Origin of the sequence: Streptococcus sp. 3613 (assembly GCF_013277375.1) — a bacterium.
Classification (GTDB): Bacteria; Bacillota; Bacilli; order Lactobacillales; family Streptococcaceae; genus Streptococcus; species Streptococcus pseudopneumoniae.
Window position 1 is genome coordinate 21069 of record NZ_VMMV01000044.1, and the last position, 19062, is coordinate 40130.

The 19062-nt window shown below is 37.2% G+C and carries 18 protein-coding genes and 1 pseudogene; 1 reads left to right on the forward strand and 18 read right to left on the reverse strand.

The annotated features are described in order from the left end of the window. Positions 1 to 13: 13 nt before the first annotated feature. From HT708_RS05650 to HT708_RS05735, 18 genes and pseudogenes are all read right to left on the reverse strand, one after another. Positions 14 to 853, reverse strand: a complete 840-nt coding sequence (locus tag HT708_RS05650; RefSeq protein WP_000584532.1) for a PRD domain-containing protein — start codon at positions 851 to 853, stop codon at positions 14 to 16. 299 nt (positions 854 to 1152) lie between these two features. Then, positions 1153 to 3831 (reverse strand): DEAD/DEAH box helicase family protein, encoded by a 2679-nt coding sequence (locus HT708_RS05655; protein ID WP_172926102.1) that lies wholly within the window; start codon positions 3829 to 3831, stop codon positions 1153 to 1155. Positions 3832 to 4102: 271 nt separating this feature from the next. Next, on the reverse strand, positions 4103 to 4906 hold the full coding sequence (locus HT708_RS05660) for a Fic/DOC family protein (protein WP_023936623.1): 804 nt from the start codon (positions 4904 to 4906) through the stop codon (positions 4103 to 4105). Between the two features lie 356 nt (positions 4907 to 5262). Then, positions 5263 to 5829 carry a hypothetical protein gene (locus HT708_RS05665; RefSeq protein WP_000253751.1) on the reverse strand — a complete coding sequence of 189 codons (567 nt, stop codon included), beginning with the start codon at positions 5827 to 5829 and terminating at the stop codon, positions 5263 to 5265. Next, the gene (locus tag HT708_RS05670) at positions 5819 to 7162 is read right to left on the reverse strand and encodes an AAA family ATPase (protein WP_000778677.1); all 1344 of its coding nucleotides are present in this window, start codon (positions 7160 to 7162) and stop codon (positions 5819 to 5821) included. Before HT708_RS05670 ends, HT708_RS05665 begins: the two co-directional genes overlap by 11 nt. 106 nt (positions 7163 to 7268) lie before the next feature. Continuing rightward, the gene (locus tag HT708_RS05675) at positions 7269 to 9920 is read right to left on the reverse strand and encodes a valine--tRNA ligase (protein ID WP_050971554.1); all 2652 of its coding nucleotides are present in this window, start codon (positions 9918 to 9920) and stop codon (positions 7269 to 7271) included. A 126-nt stretch (positions 9921 to 10046) separates the two neighbouring features. Continuing rightward, positions 10047 to 11048 (reverse strand): virulence RhuM family protein, encoded by a 1002-nt coding sequence (locus tag HT708_RS05680; protein WP_001002884.1) that lies wholly within the window; start codon positions 11046 to 11048, stop codon positions 10047 to 10049. 31 nt (positions 11049 to 11079) lie between these two features. Then, the gene (locus tag HT708_RS05685) at positions 11080 to 12321 is read right to left on the reverse strand and encodes a hypothetical protein (protein ID WP_001085116.1); all 1242 of its coding nucleotides are present in this window, start codon (positions 12319 to 12321) and stop codon (positions 11080 to 11082) included. 298 nt (positions 12322 to 12619) lie between these two features. Beyond that, positions 12620 to 13852, reverse strand: a complete 1233-nt coding sequence (locus HT708_RS05690; RefSeq protein ID WP_033606863.1) for a hypothetical protein — start codon at positions 13850 to 13852, stop codon at positions 12620 to 12622. Positions 13853 to 13857: 5 nt separating this feature from the next. Then, positions 13858 to 14013 (reverse strand): hypothetical protein, encoded by a 156-nt coding sequence (locus HT708_RS05695; RefSeq protein WP_004237269.1) that lies wholly within the window; start codon positions 14011 to 14013, stop codon positions 13858 to 13860. A 30-nt stretch (positions 14014 to 14043) separates the two neighbouring features. Continuing rightward, positions 14044 to 14241: a hypothetical protein gene (locus tag HT708_RS05700; protein ID WP_007284866.1), complete on the reverse strand. Its 198-nt coding sequence runs from the start codon at positions 14239 to 14241 to the stop codon at positions 14044 to 14046. Between the two features lie 296 nt (positions 14242 to 14537). Next, positions 14538 to 15116 carry an AAA family ATPase gene (locus HT708_RS05705; RefSeq protein ID WP_031222973.1) on the reverse strand — a complete coding sequence of 193 codons (579 nt, stop codon included), beginning with the start codon at positions 15114 to 15116 and terminating at the stop codon, positions 14538 to 14540. Next, the gene (locus HT708_RS05710; RefSeq protein ID WP_138701092.1) at positions 15116 to 15676 is read right to left on the reverse strand and encodes a GNAT family protein; all 561 of its coding nucleotides are present in this window, start codon (positions 15674 to 15676) and stop codon (positions 15116 to 15118) included. The genes HT708_RS05705 and HT708_RS05710 overlap by 1 nt, the downstream gene beginning before the upstream one ends. After that, a pseudogene (locus HT708_RS05715) lies at positions 15663 to 16240 on the reverse strand (flavin reductase family protein). The gene HT708_RS05710 and the pseudogene HT708_RS05715 overlap by 14 nt, the downstream one beginning before the upstream one ends. Before the next feature lie 282 nt (positions 16241 to 16522). Then, entirely contained in the window at positions 16523 to 16918 is a 396-nt protein-coding gene (locus tag HT708_RS05720) for a helix-hairpin-helix domain-containing protein (protein WP_172926103.1), read from the reverse strand. A gap of 95 nt (positions 16919 to 17013) precedes the next feature. Then, positions 17014 to 17268, reverse strand: a complete 255-nt coding sequence (locus tag HT708_RS05725; RefSeq protein WP_023933271.1) for a DUF1912 family protein — start codon at positions 17266 to 17268, stop codon at positions 17014 to 17016. 9 nt (positions 17269 to 17277) lie between these two features. Next, positions 17278 to 18612, reverse strand: coding sequence for a DUF438 domain-containing protein (locus HT708_RS05730; RefSeq protein WP_172926104.1), 1335 nt, complete (start codon positions 18610 to 18612; stop codon positions 17278 to 17280). Beyond that, a complete protein-coding gene (locus HT708_RS05735; protein ID WP_172926105.1) occupies positions 18612 to 18845 on the reverse strand; it encodes a DUF1858 domain-containing protein in 234 nt (77 codons plus the stop codon). The genes HT708_RS05730 and HT708_RS05735 overlap by 1 nt, the downstream gene beginning before the upstream one ends. Positions 18846 to 18875: 30 nt before the next feature. Here HT708_RS05735 and HT708_RS05740 point away from each other — a divergent pair, with 30 nt between their 5' ends. Further along, complete coding sequence (locus HT708_RS05740; RefSeq protein ID WP_007285182.1) at positions 18876 to 18998, forward strand: hypothetical protein; 123 nt, start codon at positions 18876 to 18878, stop codon at positions 18996 to 18998. The last annotated feature ends 64 nt before the right edge of the window (positions 18999 to 19062 follow it).

Genomic DNA, 19062 nt, shown 5'->3' on the forward strand with positions numbered 1-19062 from the left:
TTCTCCTATTCTATTAATCTAAATTTTTTGTTAAACGACGAATATGAGCCATCAAATAAACTAATTCACTAGAAGTCAGCAAATAATTGTACTCAGTTTGTATAAACATTGCCACCTGTTCACCACATTCATATTCTCTAGGATATTTATTTTTCATTAATGCTAACAAGTCTTCATCATCATCGTCACAATAAGTTGTATTTTCAACCAAGCGATGGGCAAATAATTTTATATGAGTTATGAATCTATAATAATCAATAGAATCTTGGTTAAACTCAGTACAATAGAAATCTTGAATGATTTTCTCAATTCCCATAATTATTTCAGTGATTTTATACGACTCTTGAAAATTATTTTCTAAATTAGCATTAACAAAATGTAGCGCTATGAATGCAGCTTCGTCAATTGGAAGTTCAATACCTAACTCTTTTTTTATTATTTGTAAAGCCCTTTTCCCAAGCTCAAATTCTTCTTTATAATATTTCGAGATTTCCCAACGTAGGGGATTCGAAATAATAACTCCTTCTTTATAACGTTCTATACTCGAAGAAATATGATCCGTTAGATTTATATAGATAATCTCATCAAAATTATTACCCAATGTTATTTTACCTAGATTAATTATTTTTTCGGTGATGTACACCAACTCCAAAGGAACGTTAATAAACATCTCTGTAAAACGGGTCATATTATCTCTATTTTTGAGAAAAAAACTTTTCTCAATATCAATTGGATTTACTTTATCTCCAATTTTTCTTCCAAAAGCTATTCCCCTTCCAAAAAGAAGAATATCGATATCTTTTTTACTTTGCGCAATTACAGCATTGTGGTTTAGTATTCGTTTTATGATCATAAAATTTCCCTTTTAAAATAAAAAGAACCTACTTAAAAACATCAAGAAACTTCTTCCGATGTGATTAAATAGGTTCCTGCTCACTTGTATTAGTGATAACATCCTTTTATTTCAATTTTTAATGGTGACATGAAGCTTAAATAATTAATAACTCTGTAACCATTTTCATTTTAAGATATTTCAATCTATTTGTCAAGTACTTGTAGAAATTTTTTTATTTTGTGTGATTCGAATGTGAAAATGTCATCACTCTCACTAAAGAAATGAAAATCATACATAGAAATTTTTAAAAATTTTCTCTATCGTAAACCTGCCACTAGTTCAGAAACTATACTAGCTGATTCCAAACGTAATATGGTCACTTCATCTACCTTCCCTAATAATGGCATTGCACCATACCAAACAATGGTCTTGTTTACCAAAAGAATAGGCGTGACTATTTTTGATTGAGTAAAAGACACTTTAATTTTCTGGCTCTTCAACTGGTCTAGCCATGCTTTATTTGCAACCGTCTCTGGTATACATATCTCAATTTGACTAATCCTAAATTCTTTTAGAAATTTCATCAGTTTTGTCTGGTGCACATAAGGTAAAATAAGCATACATTCCTGTCTTTCCCCTGCTAAGTCCTCTCTCAACACCTTCTCATATCTACTATCAACATAAACGAATTGTTTCTCCTCACCCTCGATGGCACGATAATCCATCTTTCGATAAGCTACTTGTCGTTTCTGAAACATCTTTTCTAAATAAGGAACATGAATATCCACATAATCGAAAATCCGTACCAAAGACTTATCCTTGTAGTTTCTATGAATCCGACCTGCATACTGAATTAAATTATTTTTCCAAGAAAAGGGTGCTGCCAATATAAGCGTGTCTAGCTGAGGCAAGTCAAAACCTTCGCCAATGTATTTTCCAGTAGACAATAAAACAAACCCTTTATCTAACTGTTCTAACGTCTCCATTAAACTTGTTCTATCTCGGACTTTGGTTTTTCCGCTAATAATATAACAGTCATCAACCTCTTTCTCTTTCAATAACTTTTCAAAGACATCTATCTGTTGAATTCGATTGACTAGAACCAAGATATTCCGCCCTTCTGCCACTTGGTCTAGAATATCCTTGAGAATCAACTGATTCCTCACTGAGTCAGTAGCAATCCAATCACTAAGCTGTATAAAATTACTTGCTTTGGTCTTTTCAATCTCCAAATGACCAAAAGAAGTGAATCTTAATTGCACTTGCCGTTTAAAATCCGTTTCCCTCTTATCAGCAGTATGGAGTATCTCACCAATTCTCTGAAAAACAATAGGCTCATGACCATTCTTACGCTCAGACGTAGCCGTCAAACCGTAAAGATACTTCCCTCTAAACTGAGCAACAACTTTTTCAAACATCAAGGCAGAGACATGATGACACTCATCCACAATCATCATCTCATACTCATCCAAAAGACTTTGACTATTTTCCAACTTAAATAGAGATTGAATCATAACAACATCAACCAGTTTACTCAGCCATTTCTTAGTCCCACCGTACTGCCCAACATAGCCGATTACCTTTTCACGACCTGATGGTGTATAACGGGTAGCTTCTGCCTCTTCGAAAGTCAGAAAACGGTTTAAACGATCCAGCCATTGGTCTAAGAGTTGCTTATTATGAACTAGAATAATTGTTTTTGTCTTCCGTTCAGAGATGAGAGCAGCACCTAAAACGGTCTTCCCAAAACCAGTCTCCGCATGGAGTAAACCATTTTCTTTGGAAATCATATCTGACAGGGCTAACTCTTGCTCAAAAGTGAGTTCTCCCTTAAATTCCACTCTAATAGACCTTTGTACCTTTCTCCTATCTTCCACAGATACCTGCTTAAATTTATCTTGCAATGGATACAGCAAGCCTCTTGGCAGCCATAAATAATGATCGGATTCTCCAAATAAATACATTCGCTCAGGAATTTGATAGGTTGGCTGTCGCATAGCCTGCTTTAAATAAAATTCGGGATTAGAAAATGAAGCCATATTTTTCAAGAAAAACAGTGTCTTGGGTGTCACAGACGATTTTTCAAGTTGGATCATATTGGATAAGACGACCTTCAACTCCTTATCCAATTCTTCCTTACCTAACTCCTCTTGGATTAACAGTGCCACTTTAGCAGTTGAAACCCTCTGAATTTCTTGTAGATACCTCCATTGGTCTTCATAAGGCTGAAAATGTTCATCCACAAAGACCGTTCGCCCTTGATGATAAGCTTCTCCTTGAAAAGGAAGGGCAATCAAATTACCAAATCCACCTTTAGGAAGAACATCCTGATTTGGAAACATGCGATCAAAAGAATCAAAGGACAGTTGCATACTTTCCTGCATTGCCAGTTCTAACAGTTTCTTTCCAAACAAGCGAGCCTCTCGACTCGGAATCGCTTCCTCAAAGAAGAACCAAATATGGAGTCCGTGACCCGAACGAGAAATCTCTAAATGGGCTTCCATCTGGCGTTCCCTGGCTATTCTTCGAATGGTTAAACCAGCTTCTTTCCAATCTCCTTCATCCAAATCAAGTACCAAAAAATAACAGCTATCATCTAAGTGCATAGGAAAGATACCGATAGCTGTCTCCCCACGAAAATGAGATTTCAAAACGGAATCCGTCAATGTCTGGAAACTCCGTTTTTCAGGTGGCAACTGCTTCCAACCATAATCATAGGACGGAAAATACTGAATTTTCCCTTGATCATTGATGAAACTCTTAGCATAAACATCATAACGGCCAGCAAACACGGAGGTAAACAATTGTAATTTTTCTTGCGTCGTCAAGCGACTACTTTGAAGTTGGAACATCTCCTCGAACTGAGAGCGTTCCATCACAAACTGACTCTTGTCTTTAAGATGTTTACACAAGAAAAACTCACTATCCCCATTAAAAGAAGAAAAGACATCAAGTACTTCTACCACAATTCCATCCAAAGACACAAAAACAGCCATAACAATCACCTCCTTGATTCCTATAGGCTGATTATAACAAGAATAGCTGAAATTGTACACGAAAATAAAATCCTAATAGTACTCATTTTGTATGTGGCTAATATTCCGTCTCGCTCCGGAATGTACGAGGTAAATAGAGTTTAAACGAGCAGTCTATAAAATTCAAAAAACGCATATTATCAAGTGACCTAAAACTTTGATGATATACGTTTTCTTGTGAGAATATTTACTTCATTTTTTCCTAAAATTCAATGTTTACTCAGTATTAGGATTATGAAAAATCGAGGTCTAAATCTAGATACATTTTTTCTGAAGACAAATCATTTTGACCACCGAGCAAGAGATTTTCAAAAAAAGCTGTTAAAAACTCAGGACGTCGCTGTAAAATCTTTGCATTATCTAATACCAAGGCATCACGAAAATACTTGGCATGTTGCTGAAATGGTGTATTATCAATATCAAAACCAAACTCACGAAGATACTGAATCAAAAAGACCGTTACTGTCCGAGTGTTTCCTTCGCGAAATGGATGAATCTGCCAGATTCCTGAAATAAAATGCTGGATTTGTTTAACCACATCCGCCTGAGTTAGTGTCGCATATGCAACTTGTTTTTCCTGATTAAAATCATAATCCAAGGTCATTTGAATCATGGAGTAATCAGAGTACACAACACTTTCACCATTCAAAACAGGTTCATTCTTTGTGATATTGGTCTGACGAAATTGCCCCACCGGAATAGAGGGTTCAAATATATCTTGAAACAACTCCTTATGAATAGCAAGTAAGGTCGCAGGACTAAAGCTAAAGCCTCTTCGAGACAATAGTTCTACAATACGTAGAGAAACCAAGTCTGCCTCTTCCGTACTTGCATCAATAGTATGGTGATAAGCCGTTGCATCCTCATAAACCTGCTCGTAAGTCAGTTCACCCCGGGACTGTTTCTCAGCCAAAGATTCCATATACGCTGATGGCACTAGATTGTCAACTTTCTGCAGACCAAAACCTATCCGCCATAAGTCACGCTTAGCTTCATAAGACAAGTTTGGGTTGTCAATGTTGTAAGTTGGTTGCATAGAAATATCCTTTCAATTGTTTTTCTGTGTCATCGGTAAATGGTGAAATTGGGGTGAACTATAAAAAACATTCATAATAAGTTCTATGAAGAAGTAATAAAAGAGTTATACTCAACATCCCATGCACTCATTTGTAATGCCTTTTGGATGAATGGTTTGATTAAATGAATAATTCTAGCTTGCATACTTATCAAACTCATAGGATACACCACTCTGAACTCGTTGGTTTGTTCAAATCCCCCAACACCTGAGAAGAAACTGCAATGTTGTACTTCTCAGAGCGGTTCGAACTTAGAGGGGTTGTTGTGTAGTGAGCTGGTTTTTAATCAAAGCTATAAAATTTTAGTATTTTAATTTTAACTGACTAAATTATTATTCTCTATAAATTCTATAAATTTTTCAGGGGGATATTTAAAAGATTCAATTCCATAAAAATCTTCTAAAGCCCTAAAATTTTCAACTTTATAAGGTGACTTACCACTTATTTTTGCCTGATGTTGTCTAATTTCATTTAAATGTCTTTTACCTTTTTGTGATTTAACTACAGTAACTGTCACTATTTTTTTATAATCAGTTTTTTGCAATCCATAAAAATTTTCTAGTAGGAACAAACTCGATAATATTTTAGCTCTAACGTTAGCATATGGAATATTTTTTGAATTCTTAAACTCTATTAAATATAATTTACTATCAGCATCTACAGGAAGAAGAGGCAGAATTGTATCTACAGATTGCCATTTATCAAAGCTATGTTTTTTAAAAATAATTTCTGAAATCTTATCAAAATTATAACAAGTATATTTAGAGTTTACCAAATTATAGTTAGAATCAGAATCATATGAGCAGGTTTTAATATCGCTACGACATTCAGAAAATCTAATATTAAAATCATGTAATATAGAGAAAATTATTTTACTCACCATCAAAATCCTCCGCTAGCTCCTCAAGGCGATTTAAAGGAACATACATTTGCTCATAAATCTTATCAATCGAGTCAGTAACATCTTCAATAGAACTATTAGCAAGATAATACTTAACAGAATCATTTGTATCATTTTTTTTGCTAAATATATCAATCGCTTCAACTAAATAAGGACTATGGGAATTGATTAAGATATGTAATCCAAATTCTTTCTGAAGTAATACTATAATTTCAGCAAATTTCAATTGCCATTCTGGATGTAAATGGACTTCTGGTTCATCTAAAATGAGTGTCCCATTTTCTCTAATCACACCATTTTCTAAAAGAGATTTAATTAAATAGAACGTTTTCATACCTGAAGAATAATTGATTATATTAAGTTTTTTTTCATCTTCCTCATCTTCTGAACTATTAACAATATCAGTCTTCAATATATGATTTATTTCATTAAACACCAAATTTAATCTGTCAGTTATCTTAGCTCGTAATGTGTAAGTGTTGTTTCTTTCATCTCTAAGCTGCTCCATTAAATGAGCATTATGATCCAATTTTAAATCAATTTTATTTAAAAATTCATTTAAAAATTTAGTTGAAAATTTATTTAAAAATTTAGTTGAAAATAAATTTTCAACTATTGCAGCAGCATCATCTATGTATACTACATCTGTTTTAAAATTTATCAATTTATCTGCAGTAGCTCTATTTTTGTTAACTTCAACATTTATTTGTTCATCTTTTATTCTTAAAGAAATTAGTCCTGTCAATGGGTCGTATATATTATTTATTTGATTATGAAATTCATCAGTTAAATGAGCAGTTAAAATTTGGTTAAAGATAGATTGGTCTGACTGAGATAGAATTTCTTTTATATTTTCAGATAAAACATTTAGGTCCAAATCCTTAATATTTAATACAAAGTATTTTGAATTTCGTTTATTGAATTCATTAATTGATTCAATGATACTCTTCTTAAGGGATTCATTATTATGTTCACTATAATTTTTATCAAGAAATATCAATAAATTTTTTGAAATGATTTTTGTCAATTCTGTATAAAGGAAACTCGGAACGATTCTTCTAGCAATCCCTATTTCAGAATTATTTTTACGATTCATTTCGATATCAGAGAGATAGTCTTCTAAAAAATCATTAATTGCTTTAGTTCGATCGTTAGAAATTTTTTTTATAACATCATAATTGGCACTAAATATTGAAAATAAAGAACGACTTATTGTACTTTTTCCAGTGCCATTTTGACCTGCAATAACTGAAATTCCATTTATTTCAATTTCTGCATTCTTTACATTACCTATATTTTCTATTGTTAGTTTCATATATATTCTCCTTTCACCATGGAGGCAGTACTATCAGTTTAACACAAACTACATAAAAAAGCAGGTGTGAGGTGTAAATCATCTTCCAAGTATATCTCACTTCACACTACTTCACCAACTTCTTCATATCATCAATACGTGCAACTGTCGCGTCGTATTTGGCTTGGTAGTCGGCTTGTTTGTCGCGTTCTTTTTGGACGACTTCTGGTTTAGCATTGGCGACGAAGCGTTCGTTAGAGAGTTTCTTGCCCACCATATCTAGTTCTTTTTGCCATTTAGCCAGTTCCTTGTCGAGACGAGCCAGTTCTTCTTCGACATTGAGGAGGTCTGCCAGTGGCAAGTAGATTTCTGCTCCTGTGATGACGCTTGACATTGCGAGTTCAGGTGCAGGGATGTTTGATGCAATTTCCAAGTGTTCTGGATTTGTGAAACGTTTGATGTAGTTGACATTGCTGTTAAAGAAGGCTTCCAAGTCACTATCGCTAGTCTTAACAAGGATTGTGATTGGCTTACTTGGTGCTACGTTTACTTCCGCACGCGCATTACGAACGGCACGGATCAAGTCTTTGAGACTTTCCACACCAGTGTGAGCCGCAAGGTCTTCAAAGGCTAGATTAACAGTTGGGTATGCAGCTGTCACGATAGAGCCTTCTGAGATTTGTCCAAAGATTTCCTCTGTCACGAATGGCATGATCGGGTGAAGGAGACGAAGAATCTTATCCAAAGTATAAAGGAGAACAGAACGCGTGATGACTTTCTCTTCTTCGTTGTCACTATAAAGGACTTCCTTGGTCAACTCAACATACCAGTCCGCAAACTCATCCCAGATGAAGTTGTAGAGGATGTGTCCAGCCACACCAAACTCAAACTTGTCAAAGTTGGCAGTTGCTTTTCCGATGGTTTCATTGAGGTTGTGGAGAATCCAGCGATCTGTGACATTTCCAGCTTCCTTGTTGTCAACTTTTTCCACATTGGCAGTTGCTTGCTCAAGGGTCAAGCCTTCATTGTTCATGAGGATGTAGCGAGAGATGTTCCAGATCTTGTTAATGAAGTTCCATGAGGCATCCATTTTCTCGTAAGAGAAGCGGACGTCTTGACCTGGTGCAGAACCGTTTGAAAGGAACCAACGAAGGGCATCGGCACCGTATTTCTCGATGACATCCATTGGGTCAATCCCGTTACCGAGAGACTTAGACATCTTGCGTCCTTGCTCGTCACGAATGAGACCGTGGATAAGCACGTTTTGGAATGGTTGACGGCCTGTGAATTCCAATGACTGGAAGATCATACGAGACACCCAGAAGAAGATGATGTCGTAACCTGTTACCAAGGTTGAAGTTGGGAAGTAACGTTTGAAGTCTGCTGAGTCGACATCAGGCCAGCCCATAGTTGAGAATGGCCAAAGGGCAGAACTGAACCAAGTATCCAAGACGTCTTCGTCCTGAGTCCATCCGTCACCTTCTGGAGCTTCTTCGCCAACGTACATTTCACCCTCAGCATTGTACCAAGCAGGGATTTGGTGACCCCACCAGAGCTGACGAGAGATTACCCAGTCGTGGACATTTTCCATCCATTGGAGGAAGGTATCGTTGAAACGAGGTGGGTAGAATTCAACCTTGTCCTCTGTGTCTTGGTTGGCAATGGCGTTCTTAGCCAAATGGTCCATCTTGACGAACCATTGAGTAGACAAGCGTGGTTCAACCACAACACCAGTACGCTCTGAGTGACCAACACTGTGGACACGTTTTTCAATTTTAACGAGGGCACCGATTTCTTCCAACTTAGCAACGACTGCCTTACGAGCTTCAAAACGGTCCATGCCTGCAAATTCGAAGGCTAAGTCATTCATAGTACCGTCGTCGTTCATAACATTGACTTGTGGCAAGTTGTGACGTTGACCAACCAAGAAGTCGTTTGGATCGTGGGCAGGTGTAATTTTCACGACACCAGTACCAAACTCAGGATCTGCGTGCTCATCACCAACGATTGGGATCAATTTATTAGCGATTGGAAGGACGACGTTTTTACCGATCAAGTCCTTGTAGCGTGGGTCTTCTGGATTGACCGCAACCGCAACGTCCCCAAACATGGTCTCAGGACGAGTGGTCGCAACTTCAAGGGCGCGAGATCCGTCTTCCAGCATGTAGTTCATGTGGTAGAAGGCACCTTCGATATCCTTGTGGATAACTTCAATATCAGAAAGGGCTGTGCGTGCAGCTGGGTCCCAGTTGATGATGAATTCACCACGATAGATCCACCCTTTCTTGTAAAGGTCCACAAAGACCTTACGAACAGCTTTTGACAAACCTTCGTCAAGAGTGAAACGCTCACGAGAGTAGTCTACAGAGAGCCCCATCTTACCCCATTGTTCCTTGATAGTAGTGGCATATTCGTCTTTCCATTTCCAGACCTTGTCGAGGAATTTTTTACGACCTAGGTCATAACGTGTAATGCCTTCTCCACGCAAGCGCTCCTCAACCTTAGCCTGAGTGGCAATCCCAGCGTGATCCATACCTGGAAGCCAAAGGGTATCAAAGCCTTGCATGCGTTTTTGACGGATGATGATATCTTGCAAAGTCGTATCCCAAGCGTGACCAAGGTGAAGTTTCCCAGTTACGTTTGGTGGCGGAATGACGATTGAATAAGGCTTAGCCTTTTGATCTCCTGAAGGCTTGAAAACATCAGCGTCAAGCCATTTTTGGTAACGACCAGCCTCAACCTCGGCTGGATTGTATTTAGGTGAAAGTTCTTTAGACATGTGTGTGTCCTTTCTAGTTAATATCTTTAAATAAAATTAGTATGTAGAAGATATGCCTTGATTCAGCACATCTGATTTTTTCAGTATCTTCTATTAGTAAAAAAGAAACTGTATAAAAATTTTACATTAACTTTCTCTCATTATCTTCAGAATATGTTTATCAAAGTCCGATATAATTTTTTGAGTTCGGTTAAATTTTTCATACTCTTGGATGGCTTTTGAGTCTGCTTGTTTCTTGGAAATGCTTCCTTTTCCTTCTAAGATTTCATATTCATTAAAGGATAGAAAGCGATCAATACTATCTGCCAATCCTCGCATTGTAAACGTATTACGGCGCTCAACTAAACCCTCGATATAATCAAAATAGGCTGTAACAGTTCGCTCTAGTTGTCGAATTTCTTTTTCTTGCAAATAATTTTTGGCTACCGTTACATCTGATTTGAGCACTCGTCCATCAGGTGCATGTTTCCAAGTAGTTAATCCCATTTTTTCTTTACTAGCATCAGCTTGCTGATAGATAATTTCTGCAGCCGTACTTCCAGTAATTGCATAATGAAATTTATTTTGCACCATAGCATAGAAGTTTTTAGTAATATCCGAGTTTCGATCATAATCTATGGCACATTCGGCAAAGATATCCGTAATTTGTTGATAGATTCGGCGCTCGCTAGAACGAATAGAGCGAATTCGTTCTAAAAGTTCACGGAAATAATCTTGTCCGAAAACTGTCTGTCCTTGTTTCAAGCGTTCATCATTCAAAACAAAACCTTTGATGATAAATTCTTTCAAGGTCTTGGTTGCCCAAATTCTAAATTGAGTAGCCTTGCTGGAATTTACGCGATAGCCAACTGAAATGATAGCATCCAGATTGTAATATTCAAGTTCACGTCGGACAGTTCTATTTCCCTCTTGTTGAACCTGTGCAAATTTTGCACAAGTTGACACCTTATCCAACTCACCACTATCATAAATGTTTTTTAAGTGCTTTGTAATGACACTTCGTTCAACTCCAAAGAGCTCTGCAAGACCTTTTTGAGTCAACCAAAGATTTTCATCTTGTAAAAGGATATCTAGCTGAACGTCGCCATTTGGTGTAGTATACAGGATGAAATTAGAAATTTCATTCAAGACAATTTCACCTCCCCCCTTCCATAAACAATTACTTCTCTTTCTTAAACTTTATGCCGTTTTCTTTCAGCTTTTTAACGGTTACAGGACCAATTCCCTTCAAAGCGAGAACTTCTTTTTCAGTCCATTTTTTGAAATCTGAAGATGTACGAATCCCATTTTCAACAAAGATGCGAACAAGATCCATCCGGATTCCCTTCATTTTTTCCTCGCTCATAAAGGAATACCAGTCTGTAACCTGGGATAGATTTCTTAACACACTGGAATGATTCGAAAATACTGGTTTACGACGGAATTTCTTGGCTTCTTTTGTTAAAAATTCTGTTAAGATAATATTTTCTTGTAAATAGTCAAGCAGAGGATACAAACTAGCTTGTAGCGATTCAACTGAATTTGGACAATAGCATTCTTGTTCTTCAATGTCTAAAATATTGAATTGCCAGTCTTTCTCTATGAAGAATTCAACAGCTTCATCATTGATTTCCACTAATTTTGCAAATAGCTGACTGGCTTCCTCAATTTTTCCTTGAGAAAAAGCAGAGATGATGGCATGAATAAGGATGGTATCATCCCGCTTTCCTTTATTTAATTCTTCACAATAGAAACGTTCAACCTTTAATTCCTGACCAGTAATATGATACAAGGAAAGCATACAGAAGACAAAATTAGGAGGAAAACGTTCTGGTCGCTTACTTAAGTATAAGTTAACCAAGTCCAAAGCCTTAAAGTAAAATTTTTCTGTCATATAATATTCAATCAGAAACATCAGAGCAGACAGGATAGGGCGAGCTTCAAAATAATTCCAACTATTGTATCCGTTCATTTTCCATTTTTCTAAAACTAGAACTTCAAAATCCAGTACTTTTTTAAAGGTTGGTAAATCAAAATCTTTAACTTCTGATAAGAATAAGTGAAAATCAGCCGCAAAATAATCTGGATTGATCTTTAAAACTTGCTTTAACAGTTTATTTCGCTTTTGTGTATTTGGAGTATGCATAGCTTCTCTAAATAAAGCGTGATCCTGATTCCAATCAAAAGTCCTATTTTTTAGTTGGTAATTGATTAGCTGGACATCTGGATACTCTCCATGTTCATCAGCATATTGCATCACTGCTGTATGTAGTTCATCGAAATTTTGAATTTGTCGACGTTCTACAAAAGTTGGTTTTTTAGCCATTATTTCTGTCCAAGCAGCCTCTTCTTCAGAAATAATTTTGATATCCAACTTTTGCTGGCGTTTTAATTCTTTTTTTCTATTTTTCTTTTTAGCCATCTATTTTCTCCTCTAACTCATTCTTCAATAGACCCGACTCAACTGGCTTAGATATCCTTTGGGACTCAGCTACAGGCTTGAGTGGGAAATCTCAGTTTCTTTGTGATTCGTTTACTTTGAAAGTTATCCCCCAAGCGTGACTAAGGTAGAGTTTTTTCCAGTTACATTTGGTGGTGGGAATCACGATTGAATAAGGCTTAGCCTTTTGATCTCCTGCCGGCTTGAAAACATCCGTATCAAGGCATTTTTGTAACGACCAGCCTAAACATAGGATGGAGTGTATTTAGGTGAAAGTTGATTAGACATTATTTTTTCTCCTTTTATGAATATTTCTTTTATATCTACGATTTATTAATACACTGTGCATGTTGTCACGATACACGTAATATCCATTATGGGTGTTTAAATAGAAATACTGTAATAACCAAATTATAGCCTTCCCAATAACTAATGATAATATGAAACAAACGAAAATAATTATAGTTGAGGCAAATAATTCAGACATCCAATCAGCTGCGGGAGTTATAAATTCGACCAATTTCATCTTAATCTTTAAACCCCAAATAATTTCGGTTAACTTTGGAATAATACTCAACATTAATAGAGTAAGAAAACTATATAGTTGAGTTCGATAGAGGTGTCTATCCATTTTCTCAGTTCTTATTGGTTTTTTCTTATATTTTTTTGTATCAAATTGAGAATTTATTTCTCCAATTAGACTAGGAATTAATATTGGCAAAAACCAGGTTAAAGCATTTATTAATTCATTTTCAACTTGATTAAATATTGCTAACAACAATATACAGATTGTTCCAGTTAGCCATGATGCTATTACTTCTTTGGTATCTTTTGCACCATGTCTAATTAGATTATGAATTCTCCACCAGAATATTAAATAAAGCGCAATAAATGAATTAAATATAAAAATGTCAGTTATTAAATCGGAATGAAAATCAATAGCTTTAGAAATAAAGTAATAAATATAGATATAATACCATAAAAACGAAATAATAAGCATCGTGGCATATACATTCCACAGTGTCTTTCCCTTTACGATATCTATTTTATTAACTTTTTGAAATATCTTGATTGATCCTACAGTTTTTATAACAGATAATACAAATGGTAATATTAAAAGTATTACAATGATAATCCAGTTATTTATGTGATTTTTACTTATGCCATAATTAATAAAAAAATATTGAGATAAGTTGATTAAAGTTGATTCAACTAGATTTAGGTTATAAAGAATGTAAGTCAAGATTCCGCAAAATATTCCATCCCATGCGTTCATAAAAGCTAAAGATTTAGTACTTTTAGTAAGAAAAACTCTAAACTTATTAAATCGATTTTTATAGTTAAACACATATATTAGTATCAAGGCAAATTGTAAAATTATAACTAATTTAAAATCGGTAAGACAGAATACAATTAGAGATATTATTGGAAAATACGTTAGCGCATACATAAGTATTTTCCAAGTTTGAGCAAAAAGATTCTTCAATCTATTGTCAGTATTAAAATAATACATTAATTTCAATCTTTGCCTCCTAAATCTAATCTAAAGGTTGGTAAATCAAAATCTTCAACCTCTGATAAGAATGGGTGAAAATCAGCAGCAAAATAATCTGGATTGATCTTTAAAACTTGTTTTAACAGTTCATTTCGCTTCTGTGTATTTGGAGTATGCATAGCTTCTCTAAATAAAGCATGATCCTGATTCTAATCAAAAATCCTATTTTTCAGTTGGTAATTGATTAGCTGAACATCTGGATACTCTCCATGTTCATCAGCATATTGCATCACTGTTGTATGTAGTTCATCGAAATTTTGAATGGTCCGACGTTCTACAAAAGTTGGTTTTTTAGCCAGTAGTTCTGTCCAGACAACCTCTTCTTCAGAAACGACTTTGATATCCAACTTTTGCTGGCGGTTTAATTCTTTTTTCTATTTTTCTTTTTAGCCATCTATTTTCTCCTCTAACTCATTCTTCAATAAATCAAACTCTACCTCTGCTGTATTGGATATTCTTACGACCTCGGATACAGGCTTAAATGGGAAATCCCAGTTTCTTTGTGATTCGTTTACTTTGAAGGGTGTACTCCAAGCGCGATTAAGGTAGAGTTTTCCAGTTACATTTGGTGGTAGGAATCACGAACGAAAAAGATTGCGACTTTTGAACTTCTTGAGTCTTGAGAACGTCTTCATGAAGTTGTTTAGATATGTGTGTGTCCTTTCTCTATTGTATTCATTTTATTTTGAATTTGCTTAGCAGCTTCTTCTGCAGACAAATTCGTATTATTTATTTTAAAGTAGTGGTGCAACTCATTCGGTTGATATTGGGAATTTAATTGAAGTGTTTCAGCGGTCTCTAAAATTTCTCTTTCAGATACCTCAATATGCCGTTTTAAGGGTTTGTGCTTTAATCGATTCTCCGTTCGATTTCGACGTATGCACTCTTCAAGACTTGTTTCCAACTCAACAAAAAGAATCTCTTGATGATAATCATCCAACAAATTCTGAATTTGCTTTAAATACATCAGCTGATACTGATTTGAAAAATCAATTACATCTGTTAAAATTACTGATCGCTGATTTCTTGCACTTGCTCCAAGGAATGAAAAAGTGATTCCACGAACAAATTCCCACATTTCCTCTGTATAGTCCTGATAGATTTCTAGTGCAAAATCAATGGCTTGATGGTTATAAAATAGGGTAGCATCCGTCAGTCGAGATAATTCTTGACCAATGGTCATTTTTCCTGATGCTGGAGCACCAATGATGAAAAGATGCATCAAATCACCTCCCACTCGCTCTTCAGCAAGCCGTATCTCAAATCATCACAGCGATTCCTTTGGGCATCTTTGCGGTCTCGGATACGAGCTTCGAGGGTAAATCCAAGTTTTTCTGCGACTCGTTGACTTTGGACATTATAACCAAAACAAGTCAGTTCAATCTTGTGGAGACCCAAATCTTTAAAAGCTAAGTCAATCAAGGCAAGCGCTGCTTCTGGTACATAGCCTCGCCCCCAATAGTCTGGGTGTAAGGTATAGCCGATTTCCAGCACATCATCTTCATGGCGATGGTTGAAATCAACAGAGCCAACGATCTTATCCGTTCCTTTGACGACAATCCCGTAGCCTGCTGGGAGATTTTCCTTTTGATTACGCTTCGGAAGAATGTGCTCCAGATAATAAATCTCATCTTCCAAGGTCTTGACTGGAGGAAAACCTGCTGGATAGGCGACCTCTGGGAGACTAGCGTAGGTATGGATATCCTCAGCATCTGCCACTGTACGAACTCGTAGGACGAGTCGTTCGGTTTCTAATCGTTCTGGTAATTCAGCTCTTGACATCCTTCATCCTCGCTTTCTTAATGAAGCTCCCCATAGGGTCTACTCGGTCATCTAAATAGCGATAAACGCGCTGGTGGCCATCCCCATAAAGTAAGTAGGTGCAAAACGGTCATTTCTAAAATGTCCCTTTTCATCCAAAAGTTCTGGGTCAACAAATCGCTCAACAATCTTAGCGAAAATATGACAAATTCCCTCTTCCTCATCAATCCTATCTACCTGACATTCTAACACGACTGGACAAACCTCTAAAATCGGTGCCTGAGTCCGTTCAGAAATCTCGTAGTCTAGCCCCAGGTGTTTCAATTTCTCTCTATGACTGATAAAACCAGCCTGCTCCATCTCGAGCATGAGATTTTCATCAGGGATATTCACGGTGAACTGTTGATAATGCTTGATTTGCTCAGCCGCATTTTCCTCAGCTCCGACACCGATGACTAGCCAATCTCCCAAGCTATAAGAGGAGCTACAGGTCGTAATATTGTGTCCAAAATTCTGATCCTGATACCCCAAAATGAAGATAGGAAAACCATAATAGAGTTTACTTGTTTTAAAAGATTGCTTCATAACAAGCTCCTTTGACTAAGACGCAAAAGAAAATCCCTGCCATCTACATGACAGGGACGAATGTGTTTATCCGCGGTACCACCCAATTTCGGGCCAAGCCCGCATCTTTAGTCTTTAAAATAAAAAGACAGAAATATTTCATTTTTTCAGTCATTAGCAACCAGTTTTGACACATTTGTGGACTTCTCAGCGCCGCCACTTTCTGTAAAATGTGGGATTCAAAACACCTCTAATGGCTCTATTGTAGCAAGTTTTTCTCGGAAATGCAAGACTCAAGAAAAATTACTTGAACTTGATGCCATTTTCTTTCAATTTCTTGATGGTAGCTGGGCCGATTCCTTTCAAGGCAAGGAGTTCTTTTTCAGTCCAGTTTTTGAAATCTGAAGCAGACTTGATTCCTTCATCATAGAAAGTCTTGGCACGATCAAGGGGAAGTCCACCCAAGTTTGCTGCAAAATCTTCTACAGAATTAACTACTTTTTGAGCTTGCTCTTTGGTAGCTTCTACTGCTTGTTCAACTTTTTTAGAAACAGCCTTACCAGCTGCGCTTGCTGACTGTTCTGCACGCTTCACGACTTTTTTTGTCTCATCTACAACCTTAGTCACAGTACTTGAAAAGGCACCTACGCGACGGAGGCCATTTCGCAATTGTTTTTTACGATTGAGTTTCTTTGACATGATAAAATCCTTTCAATAAAAAATCCCTGCTCTGACAAGGATTTAACATAAACATTCTATCAAGATTTTAGTGAAAAATCAAGAATCTTTCTCGTTTAATAATTTCGCTCACCAAACAAGCCTTCTGGCAAATCATGGAATCCCTTGCCTACTTTGAAGTTTTCAAACTTACCAAGCAAGAACAGATAAGCATCCAAGCGACTCTCGTAGCGAATCATGGCATCTTTGGCACGCTCGTCCTGGTCTTCTTCGTAAACTTTTTGGCTTTCCTTGTGCGCCATGTCGTTAATCATGATTTGGGTATTGACCCAAGCTTCAAATTCCTTCATAAATTCTTGTTCGTAACTCATTTTTTCTCCTTATTCTAATCCACGGAAATAGTCCGTATCAATCTCACGGTAGGGATGGATATCCTGAACGTATTCCAGTACACCTTGGAATTCTCCGTTTTCATCGTGTACTGCAGCATAGGTGATGTGGACAAACTTACCTCGCGACTCAGACTTGAACCACATTTCATACTTGTCCTTGGTCCCCTCACGAAGTCCCTTCATGATAGCCTTGACCTTGTCCAAATACTTAGGCGGATGACAGAGTTCGACATTGCGCCCGACTTGGGACGGCGTCCGTTTGAAAATCATCTCATCAGCTGGCGTATTGTCATTGTAATACTGGAAAATATCTTCTTTATTGACAAAGGTAATCTCCATAGGGAGATGATTGAGGATGAGATTGGCCTGCTCGACTGAAAGATAGCCATTACCAAAAGCCTGTTGACTATGGCGGTCCAGCACAGCTTCCTTTTCCTTAGGGGTAAAGGTAATGGTAAAATAGCCTTCTGGCGTATCTATGACTTGTTGAACTTGACCTTCTGCCGTATCTAGCTGTACAGGCTCCTCTGCAATCTTTTCCTCAATAAAGCTCTGTCGTTCTGGCACCCATTTCTCTGACGGACGGATGATGGCATAGCCATAGGCATCGCTCTCCTCCGCAATCTGAAGCCAGTCATCCTGAGTAAAAGACTCAAGGAGAATCATGAGGAGGATGGACTCTTCCTTGAAAATCATACTTTCAAACTCTGTCGCAAAAGCTTCAAAAGCTTCCTTTACACTGCTAATTGACACTTCTGGTAGTGACTTGGCTGTCGTTAGAGCTGTTTGAAAGAGTTCCCTAATCTGATCATCCACTCCCCACATAACTTTGGGAGGTGAATCGTGTCCATAGCGCTCCATGATAGGAAAGAAGAGTTCTTCTTTACGTTGGTAATGGATGTCAAATTGCCCCACAAGTCCCATCTGACGCACCAAGCCCTTGCGCATCTCCGCAAGCATTTCCTCGTCTTCCATCAACTCATAGGTATCTAACAATCTACGAATGCGAATCAAAGCTGCACGGAGGGCCAAATTTTCTTCCTTAAAGACACGAACTGGGTGCCCAGGGTGTTCGGTATCTAAAACTTCGACACCTTTGATAGCATTTTTAAAAAGATTAGCATGGACATCACAGAGTTCCATAACATCTTCAAAAGTGACGCCCGAGTCCGAGTTCATCAGCTCGTGCTCCATAAGGGAAATCTCGATGGCTGACACGCCCGTAAAGGTCGCATCAAAGCGCTCTTGAACCGACTCAGGAGAGGCGCCATTGTGCAATTCTAACAAAATATCCCGTAGGATATGAATCCGTTCATCTGTCATTAGTCTAATCCAATCACTTCGTAGCCATTCGCTTCCAGTGTGCGTACAGTCTTGTCCATAGGAGTTCCTTCCAGCTTAGAACCTTGTTTGAGCGATACCTTGCGACCGACTGTGTTGCGCATTAAGGGATTGGCAAGGGGTTTAAAACCCAACTCCACTAGAATTTCCAAGACTTCTGGATGCTTGTCCACCACTTCTGCAACGGGAATTGACACATCGATGATATTGTCCATGACGACCTCCTTTGTATGTTCTAATACTCAATGAAAATCAAAGAGCAAACTAGGAAGCTAGCCGCAGGTTGCTCAAAACAGTGTTTTGAGGTTGTGGATAGAACTGACGAAGTCAGATCAAAATACTGTTTTGAGGTTGCAGATGGACGCTGACCTGGTTTGAAGAGATTTTCGAAGAGTATAAAATGATTTTACTGCTTATATAATCATTTAGTTT